Source organism: Cellulomonas sp. ES6, from assembly GCF_030053835.1.
GTDB lineage: Bacteria > Actinomycetota > Actinomycetes > Actinomycetales > Cellulomonadaceae > Cellulomonas.
Genome location: NZ_CP125655.1, coordinates 3,909,316 through 3,925,198 on the forward strand (window position 1 = coordinate 3,909,316; position 15,883 = coordinate 3,925,198).

At 75.2% G+C, this 15,883-nt stretch carries 14 protein-coding genes and 4 pseudogenes; 17 read left to right on the forward strand and 1 reads right to left on the reverse strand.

The features are described 5' to 3' along the window. The first annotated feature begins 172 nt into the window (after window positions 1-172). The 10 genes and pseudogenes from rplS to whiG all read left to right on the forward strand — a co-directional run bounded on the left by rplS (window position 173) and on the right by whiG (window position 9,029). The gene (gene rplS, locus P9841_RS18045; RefSeq protein WP_283319954.1) at window positions 173-541 is read left to right on the forward strand and encodes a 50S ribosomal protein L19; all 369 of its coding nucleotides are present in this window, start codon (window positions 173-175) and stop codon (window positions 539-541) included. 133 nt (window positions 542-674) lie between these two features. Continuing rightward, a complete protein-coding gene (gene lepB / locus P9841_RS18050; RefSeq protein WP_349306911.1) occupies window positions 675-1,202 on the forward strand; it encodes a signal peptidase I in 528 nt (175 codons plus the stop codon). A gap of 26 nt (window positions 1,203-1,228) precedes the next feature. Next, the gene (locus P9841_RS19045; RefSeq protein ID WP_349306964.1) at window positions 1,229-1,330 is read left to right on the forward strand and encodes a hypothetical protein; all 102 of its coding nucleotides are present in this window, start codon (window positions 1,229-1,231) and stop codon (window positions 1,328-1,330) included. 331 nt (window positions 1,331-1,661) lie between these two features. Then, window positions 1,662-2,249 (forward strand): annotated as a pseudogene (gene rnhB / locus P9841_RS18055) (ribonuclease HII); the annotation flags it as partial. Window positions 2,250-2,432: 183 nt separating this feature from the next. Next, window positions 2,433-2,756 (forward strand): DUF2469 domain-containing protein, encoded by a 324-nt coding sequence (locus P9841_RS18060; RefSeq protein ID WP_222169755.1) that lies wholly within the window; start codon window positions 2,433-2,435, stop codon window positions 2,754-2,756. A gap of 144 nt (window positions 2,757-2,900) precedes the next feature. Then, window positions 2,901-3,242, forward strand: a pseudogene (locus P9841_RS18065) (YraN family protein); the annotation flags it as partial. A gap of 19 nt (window positions 3,243-3,261) precedes the next feature. Continuing rightward, window positions 3,262-4,793: pseudogene (locus tag P9841_RS18070) on the forward strand (YifB family Mg chelatase-like AAA ATPase). Window positions 4,794-5,309: 516 nt separating this feature from the next. Beyond that, window positions 5,310-6,644: a DNA-processing protein DprA gene (dprA, locus tag P9841_RS19050; RefSeq protein WP_349306912.1), complete on the forward strand. Its 1,335-nt coding sequence runs from the start codon at window positions 5,310-5,312 to the stop codon at window positions 6,642-6,644. 409 nt (window positions 6,645-7,053) lie between these two features. Then, window positions 7,054-7,986, forward strand: coding sequence for a tyrosine recombinase XerC (locus P9841_RS18085; RefSeq protein ID WP_283319955.1), 933 nt, complete (start codon window positions 7,054-7,056; stop codon window positions 7,984-7,986). Between the two features lie 20 nt (window positions 7,987-8,006). Next, window positions 8,007-9,029 (forward strand): RNA polymerase sigma factor WhiG, encoded by a 1,023-nt coding sequence (whiG, locus tag P9841_RS18090; RefSeq protein ID WP_283319956.1) that lies wholly within the window; start codon window positions 8,007-8,009, stop codon window positions 9,027-9,029. Between the two features lie 72 nt (window positions 9,030-9,101). Here the strand turns inward: whiG and P9841_RS18095 are convergent. Continuing rightward, window positions 9,102-9,581: pseudogene (locus P9841_RS18095) on the reverse strand (M23 family metallopeptidase); the annotation flags it as partial. A 425-nt stretch (window positions 9,582-10,006) separates the two neighbouring features. Between P9841_RS18095 and rpsB the strand changes: the two are divergent. The 7 genes from rpsB (at window position 10,007) to P9841_RS18130 (ending at window position 15,865) form a co-directional block, all read left to right on the forward strand. Then, a complete protein-coding gene (gene rpsB / locus P9841_RS18100; RefSeq protein WP_283319957.1) occupies window positions 10,007-10,963 on the forward strand; it encodes a 30S ribosomal protein S2 in 957 nt (318 codons plus the stop codon). Window positions 10,964-11,008: 45 nt separating this feature from the next. Continuing rightward, entirely contained in the window at window positions 11,009-11,854 is an 846-nt protein-coding gene (gene tsf, locus P9841_RS18105) for a translation elongation factor Ts (protein WP_283319958.1), read from the forward strand. A gap of 103 nt (window positions 11,855-11,957) precedes the next feature. Continuing rightward, complete coding sequence (pyrH, locus tag P9841_RS18110; protein ID WP_283319959.1) at window positions 11,958-12,680, forward strand: UMP kinase; 723 nt, start codon at window positions 11,958-11,960, stop codon at window positions 12,678-12,680. A gap of 78 nt (window positions 12,681-12,758) precedes the next feature. Continuing rightward, window positions 12,759-13,316, forward strand: coding sequence for a ribosome recycling factor (gene frr, locus P9841_RS18115; RefSeq protein ID WP_283319960.1), 558 nt, complete (start codon window positions 12,759-12,761; stop codon window positions 13,314-13,316). After that, complete coding sequence (locus tag P9841_RS18120) at window positions 13,316-14,170, forward strand: phosphatidate cytidylyltransferase (RefSeq protein ID WP_283319961.1); 855 nt, start codon at window positions 13,316-13,318, stop codon at window positions 14,168-14,170. Before frr ends, P9841_RS18120 begins: the two co-directional genes overlap by 1 nt. A gap of 13 nt (window positions 14,171-14,183) precedes the next feature. Further along, window positions 14,184-15,308, forward strand: a complete 1,125-nt coding sequence (gene rlmN / locus P9841_RS18125) for a 23S rRNA (adenine(2503)-C(2))-methyltransferase RlmN (RefSeq protein WP_283319962.1) — start codon at window positions 14,184-14,186, stop codon at window positions 15,306-15,308. Continuing rightward, window positions 15,308-15,865 (forward strand): DivIVA domain-containing protein, encoded by a 558-nt coding sequence (locus P9841_RS18130; protein WP_283319963.1) that lies wholly within the window; start codon window positions 15,308-15,310, stop codon window positions 15,863-15,865. Before rlmN ends, P9841_RS18130 begins: the two co-directional genes overlap by 1 nt. The last annotated feature ends 18 nt before the right edge of the window (window positions 15,866-15,883 follow it).

Sequence of the window (15,883 nt, forward strand, 5' to 3'; positions counted from 1 at the left end):
GGCGGGTGTGGCACACTGGTCGGTCGGTGCGCGACGGCCGCGTCTCTGCCACAGGGGAGACGACCCACGGCCCGCCGAGCGATCGGCCGCACACCGCTCACTGCCATCCCGGCGCCGCAGGGCGCCGACGACGACGCGCGTGACCTGTGGCACGGCGGGAAAGCGACCAACGATGTCCCACATCCTCGACCAGCTCGATGCGGCCTCCCTCCGCACCGACGTCCCGGACTTCCGCCCCGGTGACACCCTGAAGGTCAACGTCAAGGTCGTGGAGGGCAACCGCTCCCGCGTCCAGGTGTTCCAGGGCGTCGTGATCGCCCGCCAGGGCGACGGCGTGCGGGAGACCTTCACGGTCCGCAAGGTCTCGTTCGGCGTGGGCGTCGAGCGCACCTTCCCGGTGCACTCCCCGACGCTGGAGTCCGTCGAGGTCGTCACCCGCGGTGACGTGCGTCGCGCGAAGCTCTACTACCTGCGCAACCTCCGCGGCAAGAAGGCCAAGATCAAGGAGAAGCGCGAGTCGGTCCCGGCCAAGAAGGCCTGAGACCCCGCAGCACACGACGGGCGGCACCCCCACGGGGTTGCCGCCCGTCGTCGTCCCCGCCGCGACCGGGGAGATTCCGTGCGGACTGCGAGCGAGGTCGGTCGAGGCCCGCGCGACGTGGGAGAGTGACCCGGTGACGGATCAGCACGAGGCCCGCGCCGGCCACGCCGAGCACCGGGCCGCGGCACCTGCGGGGCGCAGCCGCGGGCCGGTCGCGTCGTTCCTGCGGGAGACGGCGATCATCCTGGTCAGCGCGGTGGTGCTGTCGTGGGTGGTCAAGACGTTCCTGGTGCAGGCGTTCTTCATCCCCAGCGCGTCCATGCACGACACGCTGCTCGAGGGCGACCGGGTGCTGGTGAACAAGCTCGCGCCCGGCCCGTTCGACCTGCACCGCGGCGACATCGTGGTGTTCGCCGACCCCGGCGGCTGGCTGACCGACCAGGACGTCCCGGACACCAACGCCCTGCAGGACGTGCTCATCGTCATCGGCCTCATGCCGCAGCAGTCCGAGGACCACCTCATCAAGCGCGTCATCGGCCTGCCCGGCGACCGCGTGGCCTCCGCGGGCGACGGCTCGCCGGTCACCGTCAACGGCGTCGCGGTCGACGAGTCCGCCTACCTCGCCCCCGCGCCAGCCCCAGCGAGATCGCCTTCGACGTGACCGTCCCCGAGGGCTCGCTGTGGGTCATGGGCGACAACCGCCAGCACTCGGCGGACTCGCGCTGGCACCTCGGCGACCCCGGGGAGGCGCCGTGCCCGTGTCCGACGTCGTCGGCACCGCCTTCGTGACGCTCTGGCCGCTCGACCGCATCGGCATGCTGCGGAACCCCGGCGACGTCTTCGAGGCCGTGCCGGACGCGTCGTGAGCACCTCCGTGAGCCCCGACGACCTCGGGTCCGGCGACCTCGGGTCCGGCGACCTCGGGCCCGGCGACCGCGGGGCGGGCGGTGCGCGGGGGACGGGTGGTGTCACCGAGGCCCGTGCGGGTGCGGCGCGCGCGCGGGCGGGCACCGTCCCGGCGCGGCGGGCCGGCGCGCGTGCGGCCGGTGCGCGGTCGGGTGCGGCGGGGCGGGGCGGCGCGCCCACGTTGCGCGTCGAGCGGCAGATCCTGCGCGACGGCGTGCCGCGCGCGTGCGTCGACGAGGTCGGGCGCGGCAGCCTGAGCGGCCCGGTGACGGTCGGCGTCGTCGTCGTCACGGCGGAGACCCGCTCCGCCCCGCAGGGCGTGCGCGACAGCAAGCTCCTCACGCCGGAGGCCCGGGAGCGTCTCGCGCCGCTGATCCGCCGCTGGGCCGCGTGCTGGTCGGTCGGCCACGCCGAGCCCTCCGAGATCGACCGGTACGGGATCATCGCCGCGCTGCGGCTGGCCGCGCACCGCGCGATCGCCGCCCTCACCGTCCCGCCCGCCACGCTGCTGCTCGACGGCAACCACGACTACGTGACGACGCCCGCCCAGGACACGCTGCTCGGGCCGCCGCCGGTGCTCGACGCGGTGCCCCCGGTGCGCACCATGGTCAAGGCGGACCTGCGGTGCGCCGCCGTGGCCGCCGCGAGCATCCTCGCCAAGACCGAGCGCGACGCGATCATGGTGCGACTCGCCGAGGACCACCCGGAGTACGGCTGGGCGGAGAACAAGGGCTACTCGGCACCCGAGCACCTGGCGGCGCTGCGCCGGCTGGGCCCGACGCCGCACCACCGCACGTCCTGGCGGCTGCCGCAGCGGGAGGCCGCGGGCCTGGCCGTCGCGGGGAGGACGTCCGCGCGGCGGGCGCCACGGCCGGCGGCGCGCTTCCCCTCGGTGCGCTGCTCGACCCGCGGCTCGACGTCGCCGGATGAGCCCCGGGGCCGTCCCCGTGCGAGCACCCGCGCCCGGATGGGGGATGATGGGCCGGTGAGTGCGGAGGACCTGGAGAACTACGAGACCGACATGGAGCTCGCGCTCTACCGCGAGTACCGGGACGCGGTCGGGCTGTTCTCGTACGTCGTGGAGACCGAGCGCCGGTTCTACCTCGCCAACCACGTCGACCTGCAGGTGCGGTCCGCGGCCGGCGAGGTCTACTTCGAGGTGACCCTCGCCGACGCCTGGGTGTGGGACGTCTACCGCTCGGCGCGGTTCGTGAAGTCGGTGCGCGTGGTGACGTTCAAGGACGTCAACGTCGAGGAGCTCGTCAAGGCGGACCTCGACCTCGGCGGCGGGTCCGGCTTCACGCGCTGACCCGGCCCGCGCGGGCCTCCCCGGGCGTCACGCGGGCGACTAGTCCTCCACAGGGGGACCGGCGTCGCGTGGTCCCCACGGCCGTCCGTCGCGGCCGGACGCAGGGCTGCTCGCGGGCCACGCTCGTGCCCGGAGGTGACGCCGATGCGCACGAGGAACCAGACGGGCCGGCTCGGTGAGGGACTGGCGGCGGACGCCCTGCGGGCCGAGGGGTTCGAGGTCCTGGACCGGAACTGGTTCGGGCCGGGAGGCGAGCTCGACCTCGTCGTGCTCGACCGGGACGCGGACGAGGTCGTCGGCGTGGAGGTCAAGACCCGGACCTCGCGGACGTTCGGGACGCCCGCCGAGGCGGTGACGCCCGCGAAGGTCCGGAGGCTGCGGCGACTGCTCGCGCACTGGCTCGCGACGCACGACGTCCGCGCCCGTGGGGTGCGGCTGGACGTGGTGGCCGTCGAGCTGCGGCACGCCGAGCCGCCGCGCCTCGAGCACGTGCGGGGATCTGCTGATGGTGCTCGGCCGCACCCGCGCGGTGGCACTCGTGGGCCTCCGCGGACACGTGGTCGACGTCGAGGCGCACCTGGCGTCGGCGCTGCCGGCGTTCGCGCTCGTGGGGCTGCCGGACACCTCGCTGACCGAGGCGCGGGACCGGGTGCGCGCGGCCGTCGGCTCCACGGGACTGACGTGGCCGAACCGCCGGATCACCGTGAACCTCTCCCCGGCCGCGTTGCCGAAGTCCGGCCCGGGGTTCGACCTGGCCGTGGCCGTCTCGGTGCTCGCCGCCGCCGGGCTGGTGGACGCGGCCGCCGCGGACCGCGCCGTCCACCTGGGCGAGCTGGGTCTCGACGGACGGCTCCGGCCGGTCCGGGGCGTCCTGCCCGCCGTGGCGGCGGCGGTCGCGGCCGGCCACCCGGACGTCGTCGTGCCCGTCGCCGACGCCGCCGAGGCCGCGCTCGTGCCGGGCGCCAGGGTCACGGGGTGCCGGAGCCTGGCGGAGGTCGTGCGGCGGCACGGTGGCGCGGTCCAGGTGCCCGAGGTGGCAGCGGTGGCGCCCGACCGCGGAGCGGCCGGCAGGCGGGAGCCCGTCGGCGACCTCGCGGACGTCCTCGGCCAGCCGGAGGCGCGCACCGCGGTCGAGGTCGCCGCCGCCGGCGCCCACCACCTGCTGCTGGTCGGGCCACCCGGGGCGGGCAAGACGATGCTCGCCTCCCGCTTGCCCGGCCTGCTGCCCGACCTCGGCGAGGCGGACGCCGTCGAGGTGACCGCCGTGCACTCGGTCGCCGGGACGTTCGACCCCTCCGGCGGGCTGCTGCGCCGCCCTCCGTTCGAGGACCCGCACCACACGGCGACGCCGGCCAGCATCATCGGTGGTGGCTCGGGCACGCCCCGGCCGGGTGCGGCGTCGCGGGCGCACCGCGGGGTCCTGTTCATGGACGAGGCGCCGGAGTTCCCCGCCGCCGTGCTCCAGACGCTGCGCCAACCCCTCGAGCACGGGGAGCTGGTCATCCACCGCTCGGGCGGCGCCGCCCGGTACCCGGCCCGCTTCCAGCTCGTGCTCGCCGCCAACCCGTGCCCCTGCGGCCGTGCGACCGGGTCCGGTCTCGGCTGCGACTGCACGTCGCTGGAGCGGCGGCGCTACTTCGGGCGCATCTCCGGGCCGCTCCTCGACCGCGTGGACGTGCAGGTCGAGGTGCCCCCGGTCGCCCGGGCGCAGCTCGCCGAGCCCGGGAGAGCACGGCCACCGTCGCCGCCCGCGTCGCCGCCGCGAGGACGGCGCAGGTGGACAGGTGGGCGGGGACCCCGTGGCGCGTCAACGCCGAGGTCCCGGGGCGGGAGCTGCGCGACAGGCTCCGGGCGGGCAGGAGGCTGCTCACCGACGTGGACGACGCCGTCGACGCGGGCTGGCTGACCCTCCGGGGCGCGGACCGCGTGCTGCGCGTCGCGTGGACGCTCGCGGATCTCGCGGGGCTCGACGCGCCCACCCGCTCGGAGATCGGGATCGCCATGGCCCTGCGCACCCGCGGGCAGGCCGGCGCATGACCCGGGACGACGCGCCGCACGCCGGGGCCCCCGGGGACGCCTCCGCGCCCGATCGCGTGGCGCCCGCACCCGCCGCACAGGCCGTTCCCCCGGGGCGGCCGGGCAGGAGGAGCTGGTCGCACGCGTCGCCTGGAGCATCGTCGCGGAGCCCGGTGACGCGACCGCCGGAGCGGTGGTCGGTGCCCTCGGCGCCGGCGTCGCTCTCGGCTGGGCGGCCTGGGCGGTCGGCGTCGGGCCGACGGAGGGCGTGCGGCTGCTCCGGGCACTGGTGCGCGAGGCCCCGGAGCGGGCCACCGCGCAGGTCGCCGACACGGCGAGCGCGGCGGGCGCGGCGGGCGCGGCGGGCGCGACGGGCACGACGGGCGCGGGCGGGCTGGCGGGCGCGCCGCCGCAGGCCGGTCGCCGGGTGCGGCGGGCACGGACGGAACGCGGGGCACGGACGGGCTGCCGGGCACGGACACCGCGCGTGCGCCCGGCGCCACCGCCCCGGACGCGCGGGACGAGCGGTGGCTCCGAGTGGTCGGCCGGGCGCTGGAACGCTGGGCGCCGCGGCTCGCCGACCTCGACCCGCTGCGGGCTCTCGACCGGGCGGACGCCGTCGGCGCGGTCGTGCTGCACCCCGGGCACCCGGACTGGCCGGCCGGCCTCGACGACCTCGGTACCGCGGCTCCGCTCGCGCTGTGGGTCCGTGGCCCCGCGGACCCGGCCGCGCTGCTCGGGCGAGCGGTCGCGGTCGTGGGAGCGCGCGCCGCCACGGTGTACGGCCGCCGCGTCGCCTCGGACCTCGCCGGTGGACTCGCCGCGCGCGACGTGACCGTCGTGTCCGGCGGGGCGTTCGGCATCGACGTCGCCGCGCACCGCGCCGCGCTCGCGGCCGGGGGTGTCTCCGTGGCCTTCCTCGCGGGAGGCATCGACCGGCCGTCACCGGTCGCCAACCTCGACGTCCTCGAGGCGCTGGTGGCCGGCGGGGGAGCGCTCGTCGCCGAGAGCCCGCCGGGCAGCACGCCGACCCGGTCCCGGTTCCTCCAGCGGAACCGCCTGATCGCGGCGTGCACGCGCGCGACGGTGGTCGTGGAGGCCGCCTGGCGGTCCGGCGCCCTGAGTACCGCCTCCCGGGCGGCGGAGCTCCTGCGACCCGTCGGCGCGGTTCCGGGCCCCGTCACGTCCATGGCGTCGGCCGGGTGCCACCGGCTGCTGCGCGACGGCGGCGCCGTCTGCATCACGGGCGTCGACGACGTTCTCGAGCTCGTCGGTCCGCCACCGTCCACGCGACCTCCCGCTCCGGCGCCGGGACCAGGGATGCGGCCGGCTGCCGAGTCGACCGGGGGCGTCCCACGGGCAGTCGCCCCGGGCGCGCAGGGTTCGCCACACCGGGAGGGTCGACGCGGGGCGCTCGACGGGGGGCAGGGCGGGCGCGGGACGCTCGACGACGGGCCGGGCGGGCGCGGGACGCTCGAGAACGGGCCGGGCGGGCGCGGGGCGCTTGACGACGGGCCGGGCGGACGCGGGAGGCACGGGGAAGGGCCGCCTGGACGCGCGGCGGTCGGGGAGGCGCCGACCCGGCATCCGGCGGTCGAGCACACGCACGGTGCGCGGTCCTCGCCGGCGGCGGGGGCGAGCCGGGGCACCGCCGCGCCAGCGGAACGAGCAGCGGCGGACCGGGCGGACAGCGTGGAGTCGCGCGTGCTGGACGCGATGACGCGCGGGTCGGCGGACGTCCCGGAGATCGCCCGCCGGGCGGGGCTCGCCGTCCGGGACGTCCAGTCCGCCCTCGGTCTGCTGGAGCTGCGGCGCGTCGTGGAGCGGAGCCCGGCGGGGTGGCGGCGGGTGCGAGCGTCACGGGGGCGCTGAGGGCAGGGCCGCGGCGGCGTCCGGGAGAGGGGAGATGTGCTGGTCGTTCGACGTCGCCGGCCCGGCGGAGGTCGCTGGGGGCACCTCGGCTGCGCCATGAGGGACGAGATACGAAGGTGTCCCGGAGAGGACGAGGCGGGAACGACGTCGCGAGACCGCGAACCGCCCCGGCATCCGGAGCCGCGGTCCGCAAGAGATGTCGGAAAGCGCTTCACACCAGCGGGTGACGTCTCGGGTGTCCTGCGTCCGTCAGGGGGAGCGTCGGGTGAAGTCGCGGACCGCGCGCACCCCGGCGACAGAGCGGAATCGGACAGCAGAATCGGACATTTGACCGTGATTCGTACAAGGGTGGGTGAATCGCGCCACAGACCGCTTGTCGCCCGGAGGTGTGACAGGCGACCGTAGTCCCGTGCAGACGGGGGCCGGGGTGGTGGAGGCGCGGAGCGACGACTCCGCGACCGACGCCTTCGCCGTGCACCTGCGGGCGCAGCGCGGCCTGTCCGAGAACACGGTGCGGGCCTACCTGGGCGATCTGGCCGACCTCGACGGCTACGCCCGGCGGCACGGTGCCGGCGGCCTGACGGGCGTCGACATCGCGGTGCTCCGCGGGTGGCTCGCCTCGATGGCCGCGAGCCGTCGCAGCCGGGCGACCCTGGCCCGGCGCGGGTCGGCCGCACGCACGTTCTTCGCCTGGGCCGCCCGGACGGGGCGCGTGGACGCCGACCCGGCGCTGCGGCTGGCGAGCGCCCGCCCCGCCGCGCACCTGCCGACGGTCCTGGACCAGGGCGCCGCGGCGACGCTGCTCGACACGGCGCGCCGGCGTGCCGACGACGGCGACCCCGTGCACCTGCGGGACTGGGCGGCGCTGGAGCTGATGTACGCGACCGGTGCCCGGGTGGGCGAGCTGTGCGGCGCGGACGTCGACGACCTGGACCTGGGCGGACGGACGCTGCGGGTGACCGGCAAGGGGGACCGCCAGCGGGTCGTCCCCGTCGGCGAGCTCGCGGTGGAGGCCACCGAGGCGTGGCTCACCCGGGGCCGCCCGGCGCTCGCCACGGACGGCTCCGGCGCGGCGCTGCTGCTCGGACGCCGCGGCGGCCGGGCCGACCAGCGTCAGCTCCGGCAGGCCGTGCACGCCGTGTCGCGCCTCGCGGAGGTCGACGACGTGGCGCCGCACGCGCTCCGGCACTCCGTCGCGACCCACCTCCTGGAGGGCGGTTCGGACCTCCGGAGCGTCCAGGAGGTGCTGGGGCACGCCAGCCTCGCGACCACGCAGCGCTACACCCACGTGACCGCGGACCGCCTCCGCGCGTCCTACGAGCAGGCTCACCCCCGCGCATGACATCCGAGATGGAGACAGGCATGTCAGTCCCTGCTGAGGTCACCGCCCCCGTGGCGGTGCCCGACCGCCCTGCCTGGGCGCCGCTGGGTGTCATCCCCCGTCAGCACGCGCTGGAGCAGGACCTCGACGCGGAGAGCGAGCTCCTGCTCGCTCGCGCCGACGTGGACGCCGTCGACGTGCTCGGGAGCGAGGTCCTGGACGCCGGTGCCGGCACCGCCGTGCTGCACCTCGCAGCCGTGGAGGACCTGGAGACGTCCGAGGAGCTCGGCGCCCCGGCGGTCGACCCCGTGGCGGAGGACTGGCTGCTGTTCAAGGCGGGCGGTGACCGGCTCGTGCGGGAGCGGCTCATCCTGCACTACGCGCCGCTCGTGACCGCGGTGGCGGGTCGCGTCGGGATGCGGCTGCCGGCCATGGTGGAGCACGCGGACCTGGTCTCCTACGGCATGTTCGGCCTCATCGACGCGATCGAGAAGTACGAGCCGGGCCGGTCGGTGAAGTTCGAGACGTACGCCGGCGCCCGGATCCGCGGAGCGATCATCGACGAGCTGCGCGCGATGGACTGGATCCCGCGCTCGGTCCGGACGAAGGCACGCGCGGTCGACCGCGCGTACGCGGAGCTGGAGAGCGAGCTGCACCGCGTCCCCACCGAGAGCGAGGTGGCGGCCCGCCTCGGCATGGACATCCGGGACCTGCGGGCGCTGTTCACCCAGCTCTCGACGGTCAACGTCGCGGCGCTCGACGAGCTGCTGGGCGCGGGCGAGGAGCGGGGCGACCGGCTGTCGCTGCTGGACACGCTCGGTGACGACAGCACGCCCGACCCCGAGAACTCGTTCGAGGCGCAGGAGACGAGGTTCCTGCTGGCCCGCGCCATCGACCAGCTCGGCGAGCGGGAGAAGCTCGTGCTGGTCCTGTACTACTACGAGGGCATGACGCTCGCGGAGATCGGGCGGGTGCTCGGCGTGACCGAGTCGCGCATCTCCCAGATGCACACCGCGGCGATGCTGCGCCTGCGGGCCCGCCTCACGGAGGCCGACCGCGGCTGAGCCGGGCCGCCGGGGCGCGCCGGCGAGCAGGACGACCGGGCCGCCGGTGAGCAGGGCCTCGGGGTCCAGGTAGGTCTCGCCGTCCCGGACCCCCCAGTGCAGGCAGGTCGCGGGAGCGCAGTGCGACCGGGCGCCGTCGGCGACGGTCCCGAGCACGTCCCCGGCGGAGACCCGCGTCCCGGCCCCGACGAGGGGCGCGACGGGCTCGACCGAGCTCCGCAGGCCGTCGTCGTGGCGGACCGTCACGACCGGCCGGTCCACGACGACGCCGGCGTGCGTGACGGTCCCCGCCCGCGGGGCGCGCACCGGCGTCCCGGCGGGGGCGCGCAGGTCGACGCCCCGGTGCCCGGCGGCCCACGGCTGCGGCGGCGCGTCGAACGCCTCGAGCACGACGAACGGGTCCACCGGGGGCGACCACCCGGCCGGGGTGTGCGGCGTCGCGCCGGGCGCCGCTGCGAGGGAGGCGACCGCCGTCGCCGCGAGCGTGGCGACGGCGACGAGCAGCGCCAGCAGGGCGGCGGGTGGTCCGGGGGGCGGGAGGCGCATCGGCATGACGGCACGGTGCCGCGCGGGCCGCCGGGCGGGCGCGGCCGCGGGCTCCCGTCTGGGGACGCGCCGCGCGCCGCGGCGCTGGGGAGGAGCGGGGCCCCGCTGCCGGGCGGGTACCGTCGGTGAGCGTCCCGGGACCGGTCCCGGCGGCTCGCACCGTCCGGTAGACTGCCTCCTGCGACCGGTGCGTGCCGGTCGACATCGCGCGTCATCACCGGCGCTCGCACCCGGACCGTCCGACGGTCCCGGGTGGGTGCGGCGGGCCGACGCCGGCAGCGGTCCGGGTTCGTCCCGGCGTCGGCGTGGGCGTGGCGCCAGGGACGCCGCCCGCCCGGGAGGCGTCGACAACCGGACGAGCGGGTCGGCCACGCGGCTGGCCCGCGATCAGTGTGCGCGCCCCCGACGTGGGCGCGTCGGAAGGACCTGTCATGGCCGTCGTGACCATGCGCCAGCTGCTCGAGAGCGGTGTCCACTTCGGGCACCAGACCCGCCGCTGGAACCCCAAGATGAAGCGCTTCATCTTCACCGAGCGCAACGGCATCTACATCGTCGACCTGCAGCAGTCGCTGTCCTACATCGACCGCGCGTACGACTTCGTCAAGGAGACCGTCGCGCACGGCGGCACCATCCTGTTCGTCGGCACGAAGAAGCAGGCGCAGGAGCCGGTCGCGGAGCAGGCCGCCCGCGTCGGCATGCCGTACGTGAACCAGCGCTGGCTGGGTGGCATGCTCACCAACTTCCAGACGGTGAACAAGCGCCTGCAGCGCCTCAAGGAGCTCGAGCTCATCGACTTCGACGACGTCGCGGGCAGCGCGTACACGAAGAAGGAGCTGCTCATCATGCGTCGCGAGAAGGACAAGCTCGCGAAGACGCTGGGCGGCATCCGCGACATGGCCCGGACCCCGTCCGCCGTGTGGATCGTCGACACCAACAAGGAGCACCTGGCCGTCGACGAGGCCCGCAAGCTGGGCATCCCGATCGTCGCGATCCTCGACACCAACTGCGACCCGGACGTCGTCGACTACCCGATCCCGGGCAACGACGACGCCATCCGCGCCGTGCAGCTGCTCACCCGCGTGATCGCGGACGCCGCCGCCGAGGGCACCCTGCAGCGCCACTCCGCCCGTCAGGGTGGCGGCGCCGAGGCCGCCCCGGCCGACGCCGAGCCGCTGGCCGAGTGGGAGCGCGAGCTCCTCGCGGGCGCCGAGGAGTCGCTGGCCGCCACGCAGGCGACCGCCGACGAGGCCCCCGCGGGCGAGGCCGGTGCCGCCGAGGGTGCCGCCACGCCGGGCCAGGACGCCGCTCCGGCCGTCGAGGCCGCCGCCGAGGCCGCCGCGACCGAGACCGCCGCCGCCGAGTCCGAGGGCGACGCCGAGTCCGAGTGACCCGGCTGCCCGACGACACGTACTGACGAGAAGGACGGGAAACACATGGCCAACTACTCGATGGCCGACATCAAGGCGCTCCGCGAGAAGACCGGCGCGGGCATGATGGACGTCAAGAAGGCCCTGGAGGAGGCGGAGGGCGACGCCGACAAGGCGCTCGAGATCATCCGCGTCAAGGGCCTGAAGGGCGTCAGCAAGCGCGAGGGCCGCTCGGCCTCCGACGGCCTGGTGGCCGCCGAGGTCGTCACCGCCGGTGACGGCGAGGACGAGGTCGGCGTCATCGTCGAGGTGAACTCCGAGACGGACTTCGTCGCGAAGAACGCCACCTTCATCACCCTGGCGGAGAAGGTCCTCGCGACCGCCGTCGCCTCGGGCGCCCGCGACGCGGACGCCCTGCTCGCGGCGGACGCCGAGGGCAAGGCCCTGCAGGACGTCGTCGACGAGACGGCGGCCGTGCTCGGCGAGAAGGTCGTGGTCCGCCGCGTCGCCCGCGTCGCCGGCGAGAAGGTCACCGTCTACCTGCACAAGGTGAACAAGGACCTCCCCCCGCAGGTCGGCGTGCTCGTCGCGACCGACGCCAAGGGCGCCGAGGTGGCGCGCGACATCGCGACGCACATCGCCGCGTTCTCGCCGTCGTACCTGACCCGCGACGAGGTCCCGGCCGAGACGGTCGAGAACGAGCGTCGCATCGCCGAGGAGACCGCCCGCAACGAGGGCAAGCCCGAGGCCGCGCTGCCGAAGATCGTCGAGGGCCGCCTCAACGGCTACTTCAAGGACGTCGTCCTGCTGGACCAGGCGTTCGCGAAGGACGCGAAGAAGTCCGTCGCCCAGGTGCTCGCCGAGGTCGGCGGCACGGTGACCGGCTTCGTGCGGTTCCGCGTCGGCGCCTGACGACGCACCACCCGGTGGCCCCGGCCCGGCAGGGCCGGGGCCACCGGCGCGAGCACCACCCGACGCACCCGTCGACCGCGGTCGAAGACACTGGAGGTTCCCCGTGACCAACGAGACCGACGCCCGGCGGGTGCTGCTCAAGCTGTCGGGGGAGGCCTTCGGCGGCGGGCTCGTCGGCCTGGACGCCGGCGTGGTCCGGCGCATCGCGGCCGAGATCGCCGAGGCCGTCCGCGAGGGCGTGCAGGTAGCGATCGTCGTCGGCGGCGGCAACTTCTTCCGCGGCGCGGAGCTGGCCCAGAACGGCCTGGACCGGGCGCGCGCGGACTACATGGGCATGCTGGGCACGGTGATGAACTGCCTGGCCCTGCAGGACTTCCTCGAGCAGGCCGGCGTGGACACGCGCGTGCAGACCGCCATCACGATGGGTCAGGTCGCCGAGCCGTACATCCCGCTGCGCGCCATCCGGCACCTGGAGAAGGGCCGCGTGGTCATCTTCGGCGCCGGTGCCGGCATGCCGTACTTCTCGACGGACACGGTGTCGGTGCAGCGTGCGCTCGAGACGCACTGCGACGAGGTCCTCATGGGCAAGAACGGCGTCGACGGCGTGTACAGCGCCGACCCGCGCACGGACCCCGACGCCGTGCGGCTCGACCACCTGACCTACACCGAGGCGATCGTCCAGGAGCTCGGGGTCATGGACTCCACCGCCCTGTCGATGTGCCGCGACAACGGCGTGCGCATGCGCGTCTTCGGGCTGGAGGCGCCGGGCAACGTCACCCGCGTGCTCCGGGGTGAGAAGATCGGGACGCTGGTCACCGAGGACTGACCCCGCCGGCGCGCCCGCCCGGCCGCACGCCTCCCGCACGCCCGCACCGCCAGCAGGACCTGAACCGAAGGAGCAACCGTGATCGACGAGATCCTCCTCGAGGCCGAGGAGAAGATGGACAAGGCCGTCGAGGTCGCGAAGGAGGACTTCGCCGCGATCCGCACGGGGCGCGCGAACGCGGCGATGTTCAACAAGATCACCGTCGACTACTACGGGAGCCCGACGCCGCTGCAGCAGCTCGCGTCGTTCAACGTGACCGAGGCCCGCACCATCCTCATCTCCCCGTTCGACAAGTCGTCGATGCAGGGGATCGAGAAGGCGCTGCGCGACTCGGACCTCGGCGTCAACCCGACGAACGACGGCAACGTCATCCGCGTGACCCTGCCCGCCCTCACGCAGGAGCGCCGCAAGGAGTTCGTGAAGCTGGCGAAGTCGAAGGCCGAGGACTCCCGCGTGTCGGTGCGCAACATCCGCCGCCGGGCGAAGGACGAGCTGGACCGCCTGGTCAAGGACGGCGAGGCCGGCGAGGACGAGGTCGTCCGCGCCGAGAAGGAGCTGGAGGCCGTGACGCGGCGCCACGTCGACCTGGTCGACCAGCTCCTGTCCTCCAAGGAGTCGGAGCTGCTCGAGGTCTGATGTCCGCTCCACCCGCCGTCGCCCCCGCTCCCGGCACCTCGCGTGCCGGGCGGGACCTGCCCGTCGCCACCGCCGTCGGACTCGGCCTGCTGGTCGCCGTCGCGGCGTCGCTGTTCCTCCGCAAGGAGGTGTTCGGCGTCGTCGCGGTGCTCGCCGTCGGGGCGGGGCTGTGGGAGCTGGCGCAGGCGTTCGCGCGCCGGGGCGTCCACATCCCGGTGCTCCCGCTGCTGGTGGGGGACGTCGGCATCCTCGTCTCCGCGTACGTCGCGGGCATGGAGGCGCTGTTCGTCGCGTTCGTGCTGACGGTCGGCGGGCTGGTGGTCTGGCGGGTGCTGGACGGCAGCGGCGCGCCGGCGGTGCGGGACGCGACGGCGGGCGTGTTCGCCGCGGCGTACCTGCCGCTGATGGCGGGGTTCGTGGTGCTCATGCTCGCGGCGGACGACGGGCCGATGCGGGTCGCGCTGTTCATCCTGCTGTGCGTCGCGAACGACACCGGCGGGTACGTGGTCGGCGTGCTGATCGGGCGGCACCCGCTGGCGCCGTCGGTGAGCCCGAAGAAGACCTGGGAGGGCCTGCTCGGCTCGGTGGTGCTGGCGTGCGTCGTCGGCGTGCTGGGCGTGCACCTCATGTTCGACGGGGACCCGGCCGTGGGCGCGCTGCTGGGCCTGGCCACCGTCGCCGTGGCCACGCTCGGGGACCTGGGCGAGTCGATGATCAAGCGGGACCTCGAGCTCAAGGACATGGGGACGCTGCTGCCGGGCCACGGCGGCGTGCTCGACCGCATCGACTCCATGCTGCTCGCCGCGCCCGTCGTGTACCTGCTGCTCGAGGCGCTCCAGCCCGTCGCGGCCTGATCCGGGGGGACCCATGAACGCCACACCCGTCGCACTCAACCTGTCCGCGCCGACGCGCGGCGCCCGCGGCAAACCGCCGAAGCACTTCGTGGACCTCACGCCCGAGGAGCGGGTCGCCGCCGTCACGGAGCTCGGCGAGAAGCCGCTGCGCGCCAAGCAGCTCGCGACGCACTACTTCAGCCACCTCACGGCCGACCCGGCCGCCATGACCGACCTGCCCGCCGCGAGCCGCGACAAGCTGGTGGAGGCCCTGTTCCCGCCCCTGCTGACGGCGGCGCGCACGATGCAGGCCGACGGCGGCACGACCGTCAAGACGCTGTGGCACCTGTTCGACGGGGCGAAGGTCGAGTCGGTGCTCATGCGGTACGCGCACCGCTCCACGCTGTGCGTGTCGAGCCAGGCCGGCTGCGGCATGGCGTGCCCGTTCTGCGCGACCGGTCAGCTCGGCCTGACCCGCAACCTGTCGACGGCCGAGGTCGTCGAGCAGGTGCGTTCCGCGGCGGCCTCGCTCCAGGCCGGCGAGGTGCCGGGCGGCCCGACGCGCCTGTCGAACGTCGTGTTCATGGGCATGGGCGAGCCGCTCGCGAACTACAAGACGGTGATGGAGACGGTGCGCCGGCTGACCGCGCCGGTCCCGCAGGGCCTGGGCATGTCGGCCCGCAACATCACGGTCTCGACGGTCGGCCTCGTCCCGGCCATGCGCAAGCTCGCGGGCGAGGGCATCCCGGTGACGCTGGCCCTGTCCCTGCACGCGCCGGACGACGAGCTGCGCAACGAGCTCGTGCCGATCAACACCCGGTGGAGCGTCAAGGAGACGATCGACGCCGCCTACGAGTACTTCCACGCGACGGGCCGGCGGGTGTCGATCGAGTACGCGCTCATGCGCGACATCAACGACCAGGCGTGGCGCGCGGACCTGCTCGGCACGGAGCTGAACCGGCGGGGGCGGGGCTGGGTGCACTGCAACCCGATCCCGCTGAACCCGACGCCCGGCTCCAAGTGGACGGCGAGCGATCCTGCCGTCGAGCAGGAGTTCGTGGCACGCTTGCGCGCACACGGCATCCCCACCACCGTCCGCGACACCCGCGGGTCCGACATCGACGGTGCGTGCGGCCAGCTGGCGGCTGAGGAGGACTGATGAGCGGCGGCACCATGTTCCGGCGGGTGACGGGCGTGCGCACCGGGTACCACCCGGAGGAGGTCGACGACTTCTTCACGCACGCACGCAGCGTCTACGAGCAGGGGCCGTCCGGGGCGCTGTCGAGCAAGGACGTGCGCACCGTCGCCTTCGACCTGGTGCGCCACGGCTACTCCACCACGGCCGTCGACGCCGCGCTCGACCGGCTGGAGGCGGCGTTCGTCGCCCGCGCCCGCGCGGACTTCATCGCGGAGCGCGGCCGGCAGGCGTGGCTGGAGCAGCTCGCCGAGCAGGCGCGCACGCTGTACGGCCGGCTGACCCGGCCCGACGGCGAGCGGTTCTCCCCGCCGAAGGGCCGGCAGGCCGGGTACCTCGCCGAGGACGTCGACGCGCTGTGCCACCGGCTGGTCGCGTACTTCGACACCAACACGCCGTTGGCGGCGCAGGAGGTCCGCTCGGCGGTGTTCCGGCGGGCCAAGGGCGCCAAGGCGTACGCCGAGGGACCCGTGGACGCGTTCTTCGAGCGCGCCGTGGACGTGCTGCTCGCCGCGGAGTAGCCCCGCCTCGGGCAGGAT